Source organism: Sphingobacterium psychroaquaticum, from assembly GCF_900177625.1.
Lineage (GTDB): Bacteria > Bacteroidota > Bacteroidia > Sphingobacteriales > Sphingobacteriaceae > Sphingobacterium > Sphingobacterium psychroaquaticum.
The window spans coordinates 88,752-108,849 of the sequence record NZ_FXAU01000006.1; the positions used below are offsets into that span (position 1 = coordinate 88,752).

Genomic DNA, 20,098 nt, shown 5'->3' on the forward strand with positions numbered 1-20,098 from the left:
CTTATTTTATAGTACCAAATTTAGTGATTAGATAGTTCTTTGATTTTTTCATTCAAATTTGCTATCTGCTCTTTAAAAAGACTTCTGTTCATTATGTTCCCCAAAACAATTATGAAAATACCTAATGGAATTAAAAGTGCCAGATGTAAATAGATATTCGGAAGTGCAAACACCGTTTCAAAACTTTTATGTACATATAGTTTGTAGCACAGAAAACCAATTGGTCCTGCTAAAGGAGCAATTAAATAGCCCCATATCTTCTCTAAATAAAGGATTTTAGAAATTGCACACAAGTTATTTTCTAATACGTTTTTTGTATCGGAAGTGTAATCAACGGTAGTTTTTATTTTATTAAATTCTTTTTTGCCCATCCAATAGGATAATTCATAGAGTACAAACACCGCAAGAAGTAGTATTTTCAAATCTGTTTCAGAAAATAAGGCAACAGCGAGAAGAGGAAGATCAATAATCCTTATCCATCTTAATTTCCATTTCAATTTGTAGAGTAAATCTTGTAAAATATCTTTCGAACGGACATCAAGCGTAAATACTGATACTTCTTCGCTTTGTTTTGTCGTCTGCATTTCTGCAGACAAATTTTGCCATTCTTTTAGTATGTCCATTTTATTTTTGATTTAGAATAGTTGCTAATTGTTGCTTAATACGATGCAGTTTTACATTGGTATTTCCTTTAGAAATACCAATTATCTCACTAATCTCTGTGTTGTTAAAACCGTCGAGATGAAGCATGATTATACTCCGATCAATTTCTGCTAGCTGCTTAATCGCCCGATACAGGAAATCAGCTCTTTCTGATAATTCATGAGGTTCAACAAAAATGTCCGTAGTAGAGCCTTCTTTTATTTTTTCAACTTTCTTCCGTTTGTTCAAGAAAGTAAGAGCGACATTTAAACTTATCCTGTATAGCCAGGTAGAAAATTTGGAACTTCCTTCAAATCGCGGATAGGCATGCCAGCTTTGCAGGATAATTTCTTGATATAAATCTTTTCTGTCTTCCAAATCATCAGCATAAAGGTTTACCACTTTTAGGATAATACCTTTATGCTCTTCAATTTTTTGGAGATAAGATTTTTCTGTCATTACTTAGTTGATATTTTTCCTTTAACTGCCGTAATCTGATCTTTTGCATCTTTAATAAAACAAAAAATTAAGTAAAGAAATGATGTCAGTGATAAAACTAATGCCGAATACTTAAGAAGATTAGGTACGTTATTTAGACCAATTAATAGACAAAGCATTCCTACGACCATCAAGATACTGCTTTTGATTTGTTTTTTTTCTGTCTTGCTCATGTTGAATATGTTAATTTATACAGTTAGTAAGCAAAGAGTGCAGAAAATTACAGCAGTAGAAAAAAAAGTTGTTAAGATCTAAGGTTTTTATGAGTGAGTGAAAAATTTCCCTGAGAGAGAACATGATAAGAATAGTTATAAACCTGTTTAATGGTTGTGGTGATATTCTCCATGTTTAGGTATGATGTTTTAAGGATGATTGTTTGGAGCAGACATTCTCTCGGGTAAACATCCTATGGCAGGATTGGCTCAGCCGCCCATGCCCCGCGCTAGGACCTGAGCCTCCTTTGGATCGAACCTCGGTTCTCATCGACTGCCAAACCCCGTAAACGAAAAAAGCCCTAACTTTCGTTAGAGCTTTTTTGTCGGGGTGGCAGGATTCGAACCTACGACCTCCACATCCCAAATGTGGCGCGATACCGGGCTACGCTACACCCCGAAAAGGTATCACCTTTGTTTTTGTGTGGTGCAAATATAAGTGCATTAATTCGACTTTGCAAGAGTAGTAAATAAATAAAATAGTAAATCCCTGATAATGTTGTTGATATTTTATTTATTTAGATTCTTTAGACCTTCGAAAGGAGCAATTTTACAAAATAATTCCCGTTTAGGTTTCAGTTGTCGGAGAGCTCCGGTTAGGAATGATACGTTATAGTCTTCTGTCAGAATGAAAAGGTTAAACCCAACCATTTGCATATAAAGTCAAAGAACTACACGAGAATAATTCCCTTTTTACTACCAAAACCACATCGTAAAACACAAAAGTGACTTTGAAATATGCATCGTAATTCCTTTATTTGTGCGCTATAAAAATACCTGAAATGAAATTTAAATCCCTGTCGGAAACGAAGTACACCTGGATGATGATGATTATACTTTCCATCATTGCGATACTATTTAAATCCTTTTACAGAACGTATATCTATGCAAACCACATCAATGATTTTGGTATAGCAGATTCTTCTCCGAACTTCTTTGCAGGACTCATTATCGTATTCTTCTACTTTACGCAATATCAAAATATGTCGCTCAGGAAGTATGCGATCTATTCTGCAATTGGTCTTGTCGGCTACGAACTTATTCAAGGTACCGTCTTTAAGCACAACTACTTTGATTATAAAGATATTATTGCGTCGATTTTAGGAACCTATGTGGGGTATCTGATCGGGGCAAAATTGAAAAGAGAACCGATCCTGGATGGTCAAAAGTAAATTTTGCGATCGGGCTTCAATCAGAAGCGTTTTAAACGCTATTTTGATACAGAATTTTATTATTGCTTATTAAAAGAAAAGAGGCGTTCCATATTGGAACGCCTCTTTTAATGATGATAGCACTACACTATTTGGTATATGCCTGTTGGGAATATGGTGTGTAGAAGAAGTCAATTGACGTAGGGATCGGTTTATAGACCGTACGATATTTTACGGTACTAGGCGACTTAATGTTTGTCAATTGTGCAAAATCTTGATAAGGAGTAATACGTACGGTAGCGGAATCGCCTGTGTTTCTCAAGTAGGTTACTTCTGTCATTTGCATCGGGAAAAAATTGCCTTCTCGCGGGAGGTTATTCTCGCGCACAAATACCAAAAATGGATTTGTAGGGTTAGACTTATCAAACCGCGTAAAGGATCTGTTTACGAGTGTCCGAATGTAGCTCTGGCCATAAACAAATTGACTTGCTGTAACCAGTCTAGAGCTGTCACCAGCAGCCGTAAAAGAGAATACATTTGCTGTATATGTCGCTTCGGACAAGTTATCTAAGTTTACAATTTTTATGTTGCCATGCTCTCCACTTTCAATAGGGGCAGAGATAATTTCTGCTTTCGGCGAAAGACTACTTCTCAAATAAATTTTAACAGTATTGACTTTCGGGTCGGTTGTTGCTCGGAACCGAAGTAACGCACGCTGATTCCCAGGGATTATCGACAAAGAGTCGATACGTCCTGGGTAATAAATTTCGCCATTGCTTAGGTATTCGCCGTAATAGTGATCCGCTGGTTTACAGCTGTATCCTAACAAGATAATTCCTAGCGCTATAAAAATATGATTCTTTAGTTTTTTCATGATATACTAGTCTATATATTTACCAAAAAGCTTTAATTCTGAAAACGCCACGGTTAATGCATTACCTAAAGGTTGTTCTCGAACACCGTTCCACGTGCAATTGATACGTATTCTAAAATATTTGAAGGCTTCTGGAGATTGCCAATCTACTTCAAAGTCTTCGCCTTTCCGTGCATAATCTTGATCTTCAGCATTTGCATTTGTACCAAAAGCTAAGCCCGAGGGGCGAACCCCCTCAAAGGTGCCCAAGTGCGTCCAAGAATCCCATGAACCGTCGGCTGCGGGTGAATTACTACCATATAACTCGAATTCTTTAGGGTGGGTTGCCTGAAATAGCAAACCAAAGTTGTCATTTCGACCCCATAGCTTAACGCGGCTTATTTGTGCTTTTTTACGGGCATCCAACGTAAATTGAAATGGAACTGGGGCACCGCGGCCAAACCATTGGCGGGCTGTTGCATAATAAGGGCTCGCTTCGGCACCGTCGAAAAGCGATACTTGCATCTCGGCTGTATTACTTTGCGGGTTGTAGTTGGTGATGTAATCTCCATTTCTATTCATATCGGTATAGGCTGTAATGCCGCCATATATCAATAGATTCTTGATTTCATACTCCTCCTGTGGCGTTAGTGTTCGCTGTACGGTGTCGGAAATATTCCCCCATTGGTCACGAATGACAATACCGTATTTAGTGGGAACTGGCATTTCTCCACGAACCCGAATGGTACCTTGTTTAGATTTGGTATAGGTTTCGTTTAAGGTTGTCCAGCTGTATGTATTCGTTTTAGGGTCCAAAACATATTTAAAGACGCGGAGAATAATGTTTGCCGCATTTTCATTGTTATACTGGATGTTTACACCGCCAAATGTGCTGTAAAAGAAATCATCGGACAGGAAAGATTCCGCCAGCTTTAGGTAGCTAGGCTGGCCTGTTTTTATCTTGATCATCACGGGGTCAGATTCCACATCACCCACCGCTACCGCGACGAGCTTAATATTATGTTCTCCAATATTTGCGTAGCCCTGAATTACGACACGATTATCGTATATACTGGCTTTGCTGATCATCTCCTTCCCATTCTCTAAGGTGTACATCGCTTTGACATACCGTAGATCCGGAGAGGTTGGTAAGCTATAGGAGATCACAGCGCCCCCGGGAGCCTCTTCGTATTTTAATTCTTTTAACTGATCTGGTTTTTCACCTACTCGACCTGCTGTAATACCGGTATCTTCTGTACAAGCTGATGTATATAGGAGTGCGATAGCGATATTCCATAATGTCGCTTTCTTTAAAATCGTTTTTATCTTTTTCATGTTACGTTTTCTTATTGGTTTATCATCTACCAGCCAGCTGCCTGGACTAGGTTTGGATTTCTTCTTCTCTCATTTAGGCTTAATGGCCAAAAGTAATCCCGCTCCATAAATGAACGCGTGTAAAGAAGTTTCGTGCGATAATAGGAGCCTGCGGCAGATTGATTAATATCCCATCCCAAAATTGGACTGTTATATTCTTTCACGGCGTCTCTCCATCTTCTTAAGTCCCAAAAACGTATTCCTTCGAGTGCAAATTCGGACGTGCGTTCACTTTTAATGATCTGACGTAGTCCCTCTTTGGTACTAGGTTTGGTCGGATTAGAAGAATATTTTTGCCAAGCTTCGACAACACCAGGCAAACCACTACGCTTTCTAACCACATCAATATAGGCGTAGGCTTCGGCAGATGGACCGTTAAGTTCGTTTAGTGCTTCAGCATAATATAAATACAAGTTAGCAAGTCGCATTACGGGATGCCCAAACACGCGGGCGGTATATGCGTTACTGGCGCCTACTGTCCCGCGGTAGTTGTAATGTTTCTTTGAAGCATATCCTGTCCAGTTGTATTGGTTCGGATCTACTTTTCCCGATGTCCCGGAGTATTTTAGATCAATATTGTAAGCGTTTGCGTCTGATGTCGCCTGCAACATAAATACACGGCCGGCATCAAACATCAGCGTGCCATAGAATCTGTTTTCACGGTCCAAATTCATACGTGCAGTTTCCTTACCTGCAACGAGATCGTATTTGTATCCATCGGTTGATGGGACTGTAATTAAATCGAATCGGCTGGTGTAAGGGTAGGTGATATCTTCCTCAATAGGAACGCCATTTTTAGAATAAAACTTCTCTACAATGTTCAGCGTAGCCGACATAAAACCAAGTAGCGTACCTGTGGTAGCATTAGGGGTATAACGCGGCAGCATAAAGTAACCTTGAATGGTTCCGGATGCAGTTGACTTCGTGTCTAACCAAAGTATCTCTGCATTTCCTGTGTTTTCATTGTATGCCTCACGGATGTTCATTTGATATTGTGTACTCGCTTGCGGGATAAAACCGCCGGTAGGTGTCCATGTATGCAGTGCCTTTCCATTTTGGTGTGCAAAATCAATCGCAACCTTACAGGCTTCAGCAGCTTTTTGCCATTTATCCGAAAGGTAGGTTTGGTTAAATAGTTTCGTACCATCTACATTCGTGATGCTAGCCTCGACACCGGTATTACCATTGTATAATGGACTTGCAGCATGTATCAGGATTTCTGCTTTCATGGCTTTGGCGACAATTTTGGTTATCCTACCTGTCTCGCTGTTTACTGCCGTTACATCATCCATTAGGTTTTCCATCGCATCATCGATTTGCCCAACAATATAATTAAAGCATTCTTCCACTGTATTTCGAGCTAATTGCGATGAACCTGGCGCATCGTAGATTGGGATGTTATTATCCCGGATTGGAATAGGGCCGTACTGACGCAAAAGTAAGAAGTGGTAGTAAGCTTTTAAAAACTTGACTTCAGAGGTCCACATTAGTTTTTCATCCTCGGTCATATCGGGTACGCGCATAATATTCTCCAAAAAGATATTACAGTTCGTAATACCAATCCAATAACCTTTAGCGCCATTGTTCCCATCCCACGCGTTTAGAAGTGGATTATCTCCGTTTTGGCTCCCTAACGCAATGCGCCAGCTGTGGTAGCCTGAATAGGTAGCTTCCGAACTTAACCAGAATTCATCGCCCGAGAGTAGTCCGGCGTTCCCCTGCACCGAAAAACTTTCCGGCAAAGAGCTATAACAGGTAACTAAATATCGTTCAGCCATCGTTCGCATCGAGAAGGCTTGATCGAGGACGGGGGCGTTATCGGGAACTACATCTAAAAATTTATTGCAAGAAGTTGACAACCCAAAGATCAACCCTAGTCCTATTATACATGTCTTAAATTTCGTTTTCATAATTTTATAGGTTTGCATTTATACCGATATTAAATACGCGCTGAAGAGGGTAATTGAGGGCATTACCTCCCATTTCAGGATCCCAAAGCTTAAATGAACTGAAGCGTAATAAGTTGTTCGCGCTGGCATAGACCCGCAAATTCTTGATTTTATAACGCTGCGAAAATTGTTTATTAATGGTATAACCAAGTTCTACTTGTTTTAGTCTGATGAGGCTTCCGTTTCGCATCCAATATGTACTTTGCACGGTATTGTTTGCTTGCGGAGAGACACTCAAGCGCGGCCAAATAGCATAAATATTCTTGTTTTCTTCTGACCAATAGTCGTCTGCCCATCCCTGAAAAACGGCGTTTGGCGCTGTCTCACTTCCAAATGGGGCGATCCCTTTACTTGTTGGGGTATTTGCCGTCGTTGGATTGATGAACAATGATGTACGACCTACTCCACTGAAGAAGAATGAAAAATCTAAACCTTTGTAACCAGTACTTAAACCGAAACCATAGTTTACTTCAGGCGTCGTTGGGTGACCAATTGGCATACGGTCATCATCATTGATTAAACCATCGCGATTCACATCTAGATATTTGATATCACCGCCCATAACCGTGGATCCAAATTCTTGAGCAGGGCTGTTATAAACTTCATTATCATCGATGAAAAGTCGTTCTGCAATATAGCCGAATTGGTGATTTACCGATGTTCCTTTGCGACGTCTGTATTCATTCTTGTAAAAAGGCTCCTCATAAAATTCATATTCGCCGGAAGCTAAGGTGAAAGTTCCTCGTCCTTGGAACCACAAGTTGCTATTTACGGTTTTGTTGTAAACAAGCTCTCCATCAAATCCCCGACTTTTGTATTTTCCAACGTTTGCATAAACGGAAGCAGTCAGGCCATTAATTGACGAAAGGGATCGTGCCTGCACAATGTTATCTCTAGATTGTTGGTAAAAGTCACCGGTGAAATTTATGGTTCCATCTAGTAAACTTAAGTCAATACCTAGGTTTGTCTGTTTAGAGATTTCCCAGCGAATGTCAGGATTCGCATATCTGTTAACGACAACACCATTTATGGATCTTCTTCCGGCTTCTGCAGGAAGACCAAAAGGATAACCATAGGTGGGGCTATTTAAATTAACATCAGACAGGTAAAAGAAGCGTGTATCTAAAATTTGATCGTTACCAAGGGTGCCTCGTGTGAACCTGATCTTAAAGTTGTTTATTGTGCTTTTTAGAGGTTCAAAAAAGGCCTCATTTGAAACATTCCAGGCTGCACCAAACGATGGGAAGAAACCCCAACGGAATTTTTCAGAGAATTTTTCCGAACCATTGTAACCAAATGCAAATTGTAGGTGGTAACGATTGTCATAACCATAGGTGAAACTTCCGGAAAATGAAACATTTCGGTTTGGTAGTGTATTGATTAGTGAAATATTGTTATCCACAGGAGTACTCACATTATCTCGTATCGTGTTAATAAGCATCCCAAAAACATTATGCTTTTCATTAAAGGTTCGCTGGTATGACAATTGATTTTCCATGTAAAAGATGGCGGCTTGCGATCTTTCCCCCGGAACAAAATCAAGGTATTCAGTACCAGAGTCTGGGTTTATCTGTTTGAATAATAAGGAGTTGTTTATTGGGTCTGTTCCAATAGGTTGATAGTAAAAAGGATTGTATTGTCTGGACTGTGCGAAATAGGAGTTCCGACTCAGGTTAAATAAACCGCGGTAGTTTAAGCCTTGTAGTAGTATCTCCGAAAAGTCTTGCTTTAGTTCCAGTTGTACCTGCATGTTGCTTCTTCTTCTTTCAGAATATCCGCGCATTATTTGGGCGTAAGGGTTTACATATTGCCCTTGGTCGGAATTTCCGAAAAGTGGGTGCTGAATATAAGATTGGCTAGGTCCTGCCTGATAAACCGGAAGAAAGAGTACAGGGTTGGCACGTAATGCCAAGTTATAAGCTTCATTGCCGCTCGTTGGTGGGCCTGTGTAGTTTTGGATGTTTGCAACAGTTCGAACCATTGCAAATGTAGATTTCGTTATATTAACACCAATATTGCTTCGCAGGTTCATGACCTTGAAATTCACATTGTTGTTGAAATTGTTTAACGCGTCCATTTTTAATAGACCGTTATCATTGGTAAAATTACCACTTACATTGTACGTTGCTACTTGTCCACCGCCGGCAACACTTAAATTGTAATTTTGGGTCGTGGTGGTGGTTTTAGTAAGCGCGCCTAACCAATCTACGCTAGGATAGGCTATCGGATCGTCACCGGCAGCTGTTCTTTCTATTTTTAACTGACTGTAAGGTTCTGAACCCAGTGGGTTTCTGGTGAGAACGGCTTCATTGTACATTTTCATCCAAGTTACGGGGTCAGCAAACTTTAGGCTCTGTGTCGGCGTGGATACGCGATGTTCAGTTCTAAAGCTTATGCTAGCAGGTCCCTCACGACCGATTTTTGTCGTCACGAGGACGACCCCGTTTGCACCACGGGAACCATACACTGCTGATGCGGTTGCATCACGAAGAATGGAGAAGTTTTCGATATCATCCACCGGAATACGAGCTAGATCGTCCGCCGTTACTTCCATATTGTCTACAAGAATCAATGGTTTGTTATTGGTTCCAAATGTTCCGACACCACGAATAAAAAAATCAGCATTATCACCACCAGGCTCACCACTTCGTTGAAATGAGACCACACCCGCGACTTTACCCTGCAGTGCAGTTGTAAGATTACTGACCGGTGCTCTCAGATCTTTAGGGCTTAAGGATGCGACAGAACCAATCAAGTCGCTTTTCTTTGCACGCTGACCAAATGCTGTAACGACAACTTCATCTATTCCTTGAGAATCTTCGCGTAAAATGACATCTATGGTTTTTAGCCCTTCAAGCGATATTTCTTGCTGTAAGTACCCGGTCATACGAACGATGATCGCATTAGATCCTGATGGGATGTTGAGCGCAAAGAGCCCATTGAGGTCTGTTGTGGTTCCTACATTCGGTCGACCTTTGATGAATACTGAAACCCCTGGTAAAACATTTCCAAGCGTGTCTTTTACAGATCCCGATATTTGTGTTTGGGGAATATTTTTTTCTGTATTTCTCGATTTGTTTGGATGTTCATTTGCTTGACTATTTCCGTAAAAGGTAAGCACAAACAGACACGTAACGAGATATTGTATTGCATTTGGCATGCGACTCCAGCATAAGCAAATGTCATTTTTTCTCTGTGCTTTTGGGAGAGAGTTTCTCCACTTCGAAAAGCTTGTTAAATAAAAAATAAGTAATGTCATGAAGGTTAATTTTAGTTAGTTAAGTAATGATAATTATAGGCCCCATTAACTTTAGGAATGGTCAATTTTAAGGATTAAAAGCTGGTATATGAGCAGTAGAGGCTAAAGCAAACGATTGTGTAGTTTACTTAAACGTTTTCGTGTATTAAGTACAATATGGGATGCTTTTTTTGTGAATTGTAAAACTCTTTCTATCAGTGTGATAGGTTGTTTTTATTTTCTCGAAAACCTTTTCGTGAGTTACGCAAACGATTGTGTTTCGAGGTATATTTTGTTTTGATTGTTGTTAGCCTTATACTTGGATTTTTTTTGTAAAAAGGACGTTGCGCAAGTAAATACAAAGATAATATGAGTGCGCAATAAGCGTAGTTGAATGGGTGGGAAAGGAGCGAGATACTTACTAGGACACGAAAGCGACTTGTTGGCCCGTTTAGGTTTTTTTAAGACTACTTTAAAAGGCAGGAAAATAGCCCGTAGCTTGAATTGGGTGGCGGTAGAGAAACATGATTTATTTTAAGTCAACTTGACTTTTTTTAGCGCATCGGTATACTTTTTTTTGACTCCATTGTCGACTTCCTGTGCAGCGAGTTTCTCCATTGTTGCACGTAATGAATTGTTGTGCTCTGTTTTTAATTTGAAGATTTCGGCCAAAGCATAAGCCGATGCCCAGCGTACAACCGTGCCTGTATGCATCGCATTTATTAACAGTTGCGGTATGACATCAACAATCTTGCTCGGAAAGAGTTTGACAATATTTCCAATTACTCTTGCACTTTCCCACTTCACGCGGGGTTCATCCATCGTCAGTGATTTAGCCACATAATTAAAGAGACGTTCATTGGCAACCAGAGGACTCTTCTTTGTCGCGTATTCCAACGCTTCTATACAAGTGGCCATCTCCACTGGTTTTTGCTGGTTGGCAAAAATGATCAGCTCCTCCGTCGTTAGTTCCTTTTGTATAAGGCTTTCTCCAATAAGAGCGACTTTAGCCTTTGTCTTGATACTTTTGTCCTGAAATAAGACTTCTAAATTCACGCTCTATTTTTTACTTGTTACTTGTGCAAAGCAAATTGCTCGTCGAAATGCAAACTATCGATATTGCTGAAGACAAGTTTGCCATCTAACTCTTCCATGTTACCGTAGCCCGGTAGTGCTGCTCCATTTTGGAATTTAAATGCTACTTGTCGTTCAGATATAACTCCTTCTGAAGAAAAAGAATACTCCGCAAGGAGAAGACTATCTTTAATTATTCCTTTTAAACTTCCATCGGTTCTATCCTTTTCGTACAGCGCAAATAAAAGTTGACCATGCACCTCGTTATTATCCGATACTTGGAGATTCAAACGTATCGTATCGCCATTGTTAGCATAATGGTACATACCCGTAAGATTCGAAGTGGTTTCGTCTGTCTTTTCTTTGGCATCTTTAGCGGGGCCTTGACTGCAAGAAATAAAACTTATGGCACCAATAATGACTAGTATGCTATGGGTGAGCTGTTTTTTCATACGTATGACTTTATGAAACAAATTTAATGAATTTTCAGCTGTATAGCAATGCTACTATCAGAGGTATCGCGTTGACCTTCAATAATGTCATGCATTAGCTTTTGCTTAAATTATTTGTCTTTTAGTATTCACATAAACAAACGGGAGCGTCTAAAGTTTATTGCTTTTCATTATTTAATACAAAACCCCTGTTTTCGGGGATGTTTACCAATGCATACTTCAATTACCTTTGTCTTAAGGTTAAATCAATAAAAACAATAGAAATGAAAAAATTATTAATTAAAGGGATTACTCTTATGGTTTTACTTACTGTTATGAGTTGTGGTGCATCAAAAGATCCTGTTGAATACAATAATGCTGTTATTACTGTCATCAATGGATCTGGGGCATATATTGGTAAAATGAATGCAGCAATGGAGAGTAAAAACTATGACGAGGCGGAGAAAGTAAGAGTGGATTGGGCAAAAGCTGTTGATGCTGATATTAAAAAAATGGAAGAGATCGGAGATTTTAATGGCGATGCGGGTCTCCAAAATGCCGTGTTAAAAGGACTAAAAGGATACAAGAAAATTGTAGATCAAGATTACCCGAAATTAATCGATATCCGAAAAAACAATAAAGAAGATGTAAGAGTAGAACAGACTGCATTGGAGAATATCAATAAAGCGTTTGAGAATATGGCCAATGGGGTAAACGAAGCCTCTAACAATTTTGAAAAAACGTACAAAAAGTAAAAACGTACAAAAAGTAAAATAACGTTTAAGGTTGCAGGCTCCCGGTAGATTTGTTTCTATCGGGAGCTTTTTTGTGGCACTTACTCTGAGATGTTTTGTTTGTTCCTTTTTTAATTCGCATACTTCTCATTTTGAGGCTTAAATGAAGGTTGTTAATATCAGGTTACTGTTCGTTAAAATCTATGTAGAGATAAGTCCGGATTCTTCTTAGTTTTAAAAATATTATCAAGCAATCGTTTGTTTAGTGAAAACTATAGCTTATTGTGGCTGCTTGAACCTACATGAACCTTTAATTTACGCATGAAAAAAATAAAGATGAGAAGCATGAAACTATTCTGTCCGATACTATTGTTTTTAGTGAGTATAGGACTATTTACGCAAAAAGTTAACGCGCAAGGCGATCAGATATTGGATGGTATAGGGGAGACAGGGATGGTGGCTCGGTATGTATTTGATGGTGATACGAAAGATTGGTCTCGAAATAATTTACATGGAAAGTTCCATGGCGGTGTGGCTAAATATGTGAAGGACGAACGATTTGGTCAGGTTTTGTCTTTGTCTGGTGGAGCGAACGACTATATTTCCATTCCTGGGACGGCTTTTACGGATCTTGAATCTATAAGTATCTCGGGGTGGGTCTATCTCCAATCGAATAAGACGAATCAGTATTTTTTTGATTTTGGGCAGGATGCTAACCGACGTTTCTTTTCGGCTCCAGAAGGCGTTAAAGGAAAAACAGGGTATTATACGCTGGTATCAACAAAGAGTGGGACGGCACTAGAGTTGACCGCGCCAGCTATTGAAACAAATAAGTGGGTGCATTTGGTGGTGGTTATTGATATTCCATCGAAATCTGTATTTACGTATGTGGATAGCAAACTTGTTGGAGAGAAGACGGGTGTTTCTCTGGAATTGGCGGACATATTTGGACAACAAACGAATGGAAAAGGGCACTTCCTAATCGGTAAATCTTTCTTACCGGGTACGCCTTCTTTGCAGGCTCTGCTTCGTGATTTTCGTATTTATCGTGTGCCATTGACAAGACGACAGGTGGGAGGAATTTATTACAATGCTTTAAAAGGCGTACGTGAGGATGCTGCAAATATGGGTAAGGTAGAAGATGATCTTCCGACTTTTCCGTTAACAAAGGCACAGCTTTACAATGCATATTTGTTGAACGTGTCTGATGTGAAAGTAGAAACAGAGGTTGGTGAATTACCTCGTTTACCAAGCTATGTTGAGGGGACATATCGTGATGCGGTCGTCGGGCCTAAAGTTCGCGTGTTGTGGCCTTCTCCGATTGATAATAGCGCTGCGCTTGAGGCTGGAGAATATACGATTGTTGGTCGAGTACCTGGAACTGATTTACAGCCCAAGGCTGTCATTAAGGTCAAAGGTGGAGATAAATCTAGTACACCGAATTCGAAGTTGGAGCCTTTTCATCTAGACCAGGTATTGTTGGTGACAGATGCGAAGCAACAGGAGACAAAATTCATTGAAAATAGAGATAAGTTCATCCATACCTTAGCGACAACAGACCCGAACTCTTTTCTATATATGTTCCGTCACGCTTTTGGTCAAAAGCAACCCGAAGGCGCAAAACCTTTGGGGGTATGGGATAGCCAAGATACAAAGTTGCGGGGACATGCCACTGGACATTATCTGACAGCTATTGCACAGGCGTATGCCGGAACGGGCTATGATAAAGCCCTCCAGGATAACTTTGCTCAAAAGATGGATTATATGGTTAACGTGCTGTATGAGTTGTCTCATTTGTCTGGAAAACCAAAAGATGCTGGCGGAGTATCTGTTTCAGATCCAACGTTGGTACCCAAAGGGCCGGGCAAATCTGATTATGACTCCGATCTTAGTGAAGCAGGTATTCGGACCGATTATTGGAATTGGGGGGCTGGTTTTATCAGTGCCTATCCGCCGGATCAGTTTATTATGCTTGAACAAGGAGCAACCTATGGTGGACAAAAGAATCAAGTATGGGCGCCTTATTATACCTTGCATAAAATCTTAGCCGGCTTATTGGATATTTATGAAGTAAGCGGTAATAAAAAAGCGCTGGATGTAGCTGTTGGAATGAGTGACTGGGTGTATGTACGTTTAAATCAGTTGCCGAAAGAGACGCTTATCAAAATGTGGAACACGTATATCGCAGGCGAATTTGGCGGTATGAATGAAACCATGGCACACTTGTATCGAATTACGAACGATGATAACTATTTGAAAACCGCACAGCTTTTTGATAATATAAAAATGTTCTTTGGAGATCCCGATCATTCCCACGGGCTGGCTAAAAATGTGGATACATTTCGAGGGCTGCATGCCAACCAACATATACCACAGGTGGTGGGGAGTATAGAGATGTACCGCGTGTCTAACTTGCCCGAATATTATAAAGTAGCGGATAACTTCTGGTATAAAGCGGTGAATGATTATATGTACAGTATTGGAGGCGTTGCGGGGGCACGTAATCCTGCGAATGCGGAATGCTTTATCAGTCAGCCTGCTACATTGTACGAAAATGGTCTATCAGCAGGCGGGCAGAATGAGACCTGTGCAACGTATAATATGTTGAAATTAACCAGTAATCTTTTTCTTTTTGACCAACGAACGGAACTGATGGATTATTACGAACGGGGTTTATACAATCATATTCTAGCGTCCGTAGCGAAGGATAGTCCTGCCAATACATACCATGTCCCATTACGACCTGGATCGATGAAGCAATTTGGTAATCCCGATATGACTGGATTTACCTGTTGTAATGGTACAGCAATTGAAAGCAGTACGAAACTCCAGAATTCCATTTATTTTAAAAGTAAAGACAATAATGCGCTATACGTAAATCTCTACATTCCGTCGACTCTAAATTGGACGGAACGTGGTGTAACGATTGAACAGGAAACAAGTTTTCCGAAGGAAGACCATACACGGTTACGCATTAAAGGAAATGGAAAATTTGACGTGCATGTACGCGTTCCAGGATGGGCGACCAAAGGTTTTTATGTAACGATCAATGGTGAACAGCAAAATGTAAATGCGACACCAGGCAGTTATTTTAATATCAGTCGTACATGGAAAAGTGGCGATGTTATTGAGTTGCGCATGCCGTTCCAATTTCATTTGGATCCACTCATGGATCAGCCGAATATCGCCAGTTTGTTTTATGGACCCATACTCTTAGCAGCACAAGAGCCAGAAGCTCGAAAAGAATGGCGTAAAGTAACGTTAGATGCAAAAGATATCAGTAAAACCATTAAAGGAGATGCAAGTCAATTGGAGTTTCAAATTGAGGATGTGGTTTTTAAACCATTCTACGATACCTATGGGCGCCATTCGGTATATTTAGATGTAACACTAAAGTAAATCACCTTACTAGTTTTGATCTTTTATGTTGTATTTTCGAAGTTCGATCATACAACATAAAAGATGAGAAAGATAATTTTAGACTTAGCCATCACCTTAGATGGGTTTATTGAAGGGCCAAATGGTGAAATCGATTGGTGCATCATGGATGAGGATATGGATTTTACTGGTTTTTTGAAGGGGATTGATACCATCTTTTACGGACGTGTAAGTTATGACGCCTGGGGGAATTTTATACCCGAAGGAGAGGTGAGTGTTCCGGAAAGAGAGTTATGGGAAACTGTACACTCGAAAAGGAAAATTGTCTTTAGTCGCCAGGAAAAAAATGATAGTCGTGCTACCTTTATTCGTGAAGGAATAGAGGATCGTGTAAAAATGATGAGAGCGGAAGATGGTAAGGATATTTGGCTTTATGGGGGTGCCAGCCTGATTAGCACTTTTGTTAAACTAGATCTTATAGATGTGTATCGCCTTTCCGTACATCCTGTAGCTTTGGGGCAAGGTAAACCGTTGTTTGAGGATCTTAGCAAGCGTCTTCAATTAAAGCTTAAAGAGAGTCATGCTTTTAAATCAGGCGTGGTACAGATGGTTTACGAAACAAAACGCTAGTGTGCCTATGCTTTTTTACTAAGAAATTTATTTTTTATTCTGACGATTGTGTAAATTGGTATTCAAAATAAGCACAAGGTAATAGATCTAAATACGTTAGTATGGAAAATGTAACATCACAAACAAAACTTAAGCACGAACAAATTCAATACATCGAGTTTCTTTCTCCTGATTTGGAACGTATTAAGGAATTCTATACAGCGAGTTTCGGTTGGATGTTTACTGACTATGGCCCAGGGTATACGGCATTTGAAGGCACGCATGTCGATGGTGGTTTTGCGCAAGGTACAGCTGTTCGAGGAAGTATATTGATCGTACTGTACTCCGACGATATCTTGTCTACTAAGGAGCGAGTGCTTCAAGCAGGTGGCGTCCTAACACAGGATATTTTTAGTTTCCCGGGCGGACGCCGTTTTCAGTTTACAGATCCAGATGGAAATGAGCTCGCTGTTTGGTCCGTTTAGGCCACAGCGAATGTGTATTCGCTTATCTTCTTTTTCTAAAGAGCCACGGCGCTACCGCATTTTTTTGTTTCCAAAGTCCTACCTTTTCCATTCGGGCGGTCTGTTCAGCTTCCGCAAAAATGGTAGACTTATCAAAAAGTTTGTAGTGCCATGCTAGTCCGGCACGGAGCAATTCGAGGTTGACATTTAGTGTATCCTGAACCCATACGATGCCTACCGTTCGCCCGTATTGGTCTTTACTTTTTACATCGATTTTGACCTTTTTTCCGAAACACAGATCCGAGGTAAACCGTCGCGCCACCTGACCAAAATCCTGACCATTTTCGGGACAATCGATCCCGTGAAAACGAATTCTTATCTGGGTATTGTTGGAATCTAAAATGGTAATAGTATCTCCATCGGCAACACGGACCACTTTCCCTCTTACAGTTTGTGCATGGCTAATCAGGGAAGCAAATAAATAAATGAAAACAAATGTAATCTTCATAGAAATTTTAATCATTCTCTTCTAATTCAAATAATTCTTCAATAGACTTTTCTAATACATGGGAAATCTTGAGTGATAAAACGGTCGAAGGAACATATTTTTCTGCTTCAAGTGCGTTGATCGTTTGACGACTCACACCGACCAAATTGGCCAGCTGCTCCTGTGAATAACCTTTTATTAAACGGTTAATCCTGATATTATTCTTCATGCCCGACTCTCCTTCCTATTTTGAATAGTTGAATGTTAAACAAGATAAGAAATAGACCCAATATCAAGTGCGGAAAGTACATGACAATTAAGTAATCGCTGTCATATACAAAAACGGTGATTAATAAGAAAGAGATGAAGCTGATAATAATGGACCAGGACCAAGAAAATAGTCGAAGACTATTTATCATTTCATCCTCTTGTTTTCTTTTCGTGAATGAAATAAATAGAAGACCAAGGATAGAGGTTGTTAGGAAAATTGTTAAGCCTGCATCTGTGTTGATAAATCTAAAATTCCCCTGATTCGAAAGGACGGCAAATAGAGAGAAATTTAAGTTAGCAATTTGTTTACTCAAGAGGGATGTCAAAACGAGCAAAAGTCCGATCCATTGAAAACAACGAGGGAGTAATGGTATACTTTTCATAATGGTACATAGTTTTAAATTGTTAATGCGTCAAATGTAAAATATATTTTACATTATGACAAGTTTATTTTACAAAATGTAATGTTTGTTTTCCTTTTGCTTCGAGGACATATAAATCCGGTTTTATACGAAATTTATCGCGTAACGGTTAGGAGTAGGTGAAGGTTTGGTAGGGCGGTAAAGTCAGAGATTACGTGTTGGTGGAATAAATGGGGATTATTAGTAATACTAAGGACGATACTTTCGAAAAATCATGAGGTACTTCGATTAGATTTGCTAGACGCGTCAGCGTAGAAAGCGGTTGCGACAAGCAAATTCGGCGACATAAAAATCCCATCATTCCTCCGTGTTTAGATGAGTAGGAGTATGATGAGAAAAGTAATCGCATCAATAGGAAATTGTAATCAATAAGGATATGAGGCTGTTTTTTTTGACTATATCATTAAGATGTGTAAACAACTAGGGTGTTTTTATTGTTTGTAAATTGTTTTTCGCCACTGTAAGCTCCTTTTTAAACGACTCAATTTTAGAAGATACATTTTCCATAACTTGATTTGAAATGGATTCGTAATATTCGATTCCAGTCAATAACTGCGCTTTAAATCGTTCAACGAATTTTATTGATTTTGCATCTTGAACGGTCTCTTCTACATAATTTTTTAGATACGTTATGTAGAGCTCTAACTCGTTTATAAAAAAATGATTGCGTTCATTTTTTAGCGGTATTTCTTTACGGCCATAAATATGGTCAACCATCTCCTTAAGGCTATACGTGTTGTCAAAATATACGGTGTTTGGTCCGGGACAGATGGAAACGGAAAGGTCCTCTCGTGGCTTTTCAATACCATAATTTATGTAAGCAGAAGTCGCTAATCCGTCACAAAGACATACTTTTTCGGTAATCTTGTTATATGCTTTTTGATATTCATTTTCTGGTAATGATTGCTGCGACAACTCGTTGATCTTGGCATGCTGATAGACGCGCGATGCCGTACAGATAGGCGTAGGGCCAAATTCGGTATTTGTAATCAGATATTTCTTCTTACAAGGACTACCTGGGCGACCTTTAGCAATACGATCCAGTCTTTTTTTCTCCGAGGTGCTGTGTCTAAAGTTATTAAATGGAACGCCTAAGGGCGAGGCTCCGCTTAAATAGAAATCTTCCTTTTCTGCTTGCGTCAATGCGGTTAAGGTCGCTTGATCTACGGTTGTTGCTTCGGGCACTAAAAGAAAGGGAGAGCCCCAACCAGTTCCGTCAAAACCATAATGAGTAAGTAAAAAATTCTGCTCCTCTGGGGTCCCGATTCCTCCCTGCGCCGTAAAGCGGATAGGGTAAGGAGTTTCGGGAGCAGTAATCCCTTTATTTGATAAAGATTCTTGATATAAACTGTGTAGCTCAGCGATGAGGGTTTCTTTTTTCAATCTAAACTCTTCCAAAATTGGACCTAATAGAAAACCTTCTGTTGCAAAAGCATGGCCGCCACAGTTTAAGCCAGATTCCACCCGGAATTCGGAAATCCATATTCCTTTTTTAGCGAGATATTTAGCTTGAATATTTGCGGAGCGAAAGTCAGACACTTTCAGAATTATTCTTTTCTGGAGTTTTCCCGCACTATTTGGGAAGAAACAATCTAATGTTGCTAAGTAATTGTACAAACGAGGATTCATGCCAGCGGATAAGACCACAGATGAGGAGAGGTTTGAATTGGCAAACCCACGTATCGCCGAGAGTGCATCCGAAAATCGTTCATTCAATACATCACCATGTTGGCTATGGTTTAGCTTGTCTACCTTAGCCATGATGTTCACATCAATGTCACCAGCGGAAACGGCATTGCGCAGTTCCTGTTGCATAGCTTCCTTTTGATGGCTGTTGACAGTGCTTAACATTTGATTATAAAGTTCCTTTATTGGGGTCTTTTCGGCCAACATTTCGAAGTATTTGCTTAAATCGCTACCTATGGAAAAGGTTTCTGTCTTTATTTTTTGAATTTGCCCTTCCACGAGCTCTTGTACCAAGTTTAGGTAAGCGGTTATACGCTTAGCACGGCCGTCAATTTCATGTTTGTTAATGGGGGTGAATGATAATCCATTCAAGTTGGCATAATAGTGCCGGATACGCTCGATCAGCTCATCGTCAACAATGGATAGAACCGAAGAAATACCGTATTTGGCAACCTTGATAGGGGAGTCTATAGAAAAGGCCAAACCCAAGACGGGGATGTGGAAGCTGTGTTTCATAATGTTGTTCATGCATTACGAAATACGTGATATTTAGGCGCCTAGAAAGTAACGGCATCGTGAAAAAATAATGATTAATATCACACAAAAAAAACGTGTCCGATTTCTCA

General features: G+C 39.8%; 17 protein-coding genes and 1 tRNA gene. 5 read left to right on the top strand and 13 right to left on the bottom strand.

Going from position 1 to position 20,098, the window contains the following annotated elements; translation table 11 throughout:
• Window positions 1–20: 20 nt before the first annotated feature.
• The 4 genes from B9Y69_RS14940 to B9Y69_RS14955 all read right to left on the bottom strand — a co-directional run bounded on the left by B9Y69_RS14940 (window position 21) and on the right by B9Y69_RS14955 (window position 1,752).
• Entirely contained in the window at window positions 21–623 is a 603-nt protein-coding gene (locus tag B9Y69_RS14940; RefSeq protein WP_085473787.1) for a hypothetical protein, read from the bottom strand.
• Window position 624: 1 nt separating this feature from the next.
• Window positions 625–1,101: an RNA polymerase sigma factor gene (locus tag B9Y69_RS14945; protein ID WP_085473788.1), complete on the bottom strand. Its 477-nt coding sequence runs from the start codon at window positions 1,099–1,101 to the stop codon at window positions 625–627.
• Window positions 1,101–1,313 carry a hypothetical protein gene (locus tag B9Y69_RS14950; protein ID WP_085473789.1) on the bottom strand — a complete coding sequence of 71 codons (213 nt, stop codon included), beginning with the start codon at window positions 1,311–1,313 and terminating at the stop codon, window positions 1,101–1,103. The genes B9Y69_RS14945 and B9Y69_RS14950 overlap by 1 nt, the downstream gene beginning before the upstream one ends.
• A gap of 365 nt (window positions 1,314–1,678) precedes the next feature.
• Window positions 1,679–1,752, bottom strand: a tRNA-Pro gene (locus B9Y69_RS14955).
• Window positions 1,753–2,134: 382 nt separating this feature from the next.
• Here B9Y69_RS14955 and B9Y69_RS14960 point away from each other — a divergent pair.
• On the top strand, window positions 2,135–2,524 hold the full coding sequence (locus B9Y69_RS14960; protein ID WP_085473790.1) for a hypothetical protein: 390 nt from the start codon (window positions 2,135–2,137) through the stop codon (window positions 2,522–2,524).
• A 127-nt stretch (window positions 2,525–2,651) separates the two neighbouring features.
• Here the strand turns inward: B9Y69_RS14960 and B9Y69_RS14965 are convergent, their stop codons facing one another.
• From B9Y69_RS14965 to B9Y69_RS14990, 6 genes are all read right to left on the bottom strand, one after another.
• Window positions 2,652–3,377 (bottom strand): DUF4998 domain-containing protein, encoded by a 726-nt coding sequence (locus tag B9Y69_RS14965; protein WP_085473791.1) that lies wholly within the window; start codon window positions 3,375–3,377, stop codon window positions 2,652–2,654.
• A gap of 6 nt (window positions 3,378–3,383) precedes the next feature.
• Window positions 3,384–4,691, bottom strand: coding sequence for a DUF5000 domain-containing lipoprotein (locus B9Y69_RS14970; protein ID WP_085473792.1), 1,308 nt, complete (start codon window positions 4,689–4,691; stop codon window positions 3,384–3,386).
• 26 nt (window positions 4,692–4,717) lie between these two features.
• Window positions 4,718–6,640 (bottom strand): RagB/SusD family nutrient uptake outer membrane protein, encoded by a 1,923-nt coding sequence (locus B9Y69_RS14975; RefSeq protein WP_085473941.1) that lies wholly within the window; start codon window positions 6,638–6,640, stop codon window positions 4,718–4,720.
• Window positions 6,641–6,644: 4 nt separating this feature from the next.
• Window positions 6,645–9,839, bottom strand: a complete 3,195-nt coding sequence (locus tag B9Y69_RS14980) for a SusC/RagA family TonB-linked outer membrane protein (RefSeq protein ID WP_085473793.1) — start codon at window positions 9,837–9,839, stop codon at window positions 6,645–6,647.
• A 612-nt stretch (window positions 9,840–10,451) separates the two neighbouring features.
• Entirely contained in the window at window positions 10,452–10,973 is a 522-nt protein-coding gene (locus tag B9Y69_RS14985; RefSeq protein WP_085473794.1) for a HEAT repeat domain-containing protein, read from the bottom strand.
• 17 nt (window positions 10,974–10,990) lie between these two features.
• Complete coding sequence (locus B9Y69_RS14990) at window positions 10,991–11,443, bottom strand: hypothetical protein (RefSeq protein WP_085473795.1); 453 nt, start codon at window positions 11,441–11,443, stop codon at window positions 10,991–10,993.
• A 263-nt stretch (window positions 11,444–11,706) separates the two neighbouring features.
• Between B9Y69_RS14990 and B9Y69_RS14995 the strand changes: the two genes are divergently transcribed.
• The 4 genes from B9Y69_RS14995 (at window position 11,707) to B9Y69_RS15010 (ending at window position 16,628) form a co-directional block, all read left to right on the top strand.
• Entirely contained in the window at window positions 11,707–12,177 is a 471-nt protein-coding gene (locus tag B9Y69_RS14995) for an LIC11966 family surface protein (RefSeq protein WP_085473796.1), read from the top strand.
• Window positions 12,178–12,501: 324 nt separating this feature from the next.
• Window positions 12,502–15,555, top strand: coding sequence for a beta-L-arabinofuranosidase domain-containing protein (locus tag B9Y69_RS15000; RefSeq protein ID WP_234991265.1), 3,054 nt, complete (start codon window positions 12,502–12,504; stop codon window positions 15,553–15,555).
• A gap of 63 nt (window positions 15,556–15,618) precedes the next feature.
• A complete protein-coding gene (locus B9Y69_RS15005) occupies window positions 15,619–16,164 on the top strand; it encodes a dihydrofolate reductase family protein (RefSeq protein WP_085473797.1) in 546 nt (181 codons plus the stop codon).
• A gap of 101 nt (window positions 16,165–16,265) precedes the next feature.
• A complete protein-coding gene (locus B9Y69_RS15010) occupies window positions 16,266–16,628 on the top strand; it encodes a VOC family protein (protein ID WP_085473798.1) in 363 nt (120 codons plus the stop codon).
• Window positions 16,629–16,650: 22 nt separating this feature from the next.
• Here the strand turns inward: B9Y69_RS15010 and B9Y69_RS15015 are convergent, their stop codons facing one another.
• From B9Y69_RS15015 to B9Y69_RS15030, 3 genes are all read right to left on the bottom strand, one after another.
• Window positions 16,651–17,115 (bottom strand): thermonuclease family protein, encoded by a 465-nt coding sequence (locus B9Y69_RS15015; RefSeq protein ID WP_134431228.1) that lies wholly within the window; start codon window positions 17,113–17,115, stop codon window positions 16,651–16,653.
• 7 nt (window positions 17,116–17,122) lie between these two features.
• On the bottom strand, window positions 17,123–17,323 hold the full coding sequence (locus B9Y69_RS15020; RefSeq protein WP_085473800.1) for a helix-turn-helix transcriptional regulator: 201 nt from the start codon (window positions 17,321–17,323) through the stop codon (window positions 17,123–17,125).
• Between the two features lie 883 nt (window positions 17,324–18,206).
• Window positions 18,207–19,988, bottom strand: a complete 1,782-nt coding sequence (locus B9Y69_RS15030) for a hypothetical protein (protein WP_085473943.1) — start codon at window positions 19,986–19,988, stop codon at window positions 18,207–18,209.
• Window positions 19,989–20,098 lie beyond the last annotated feature (110 nt).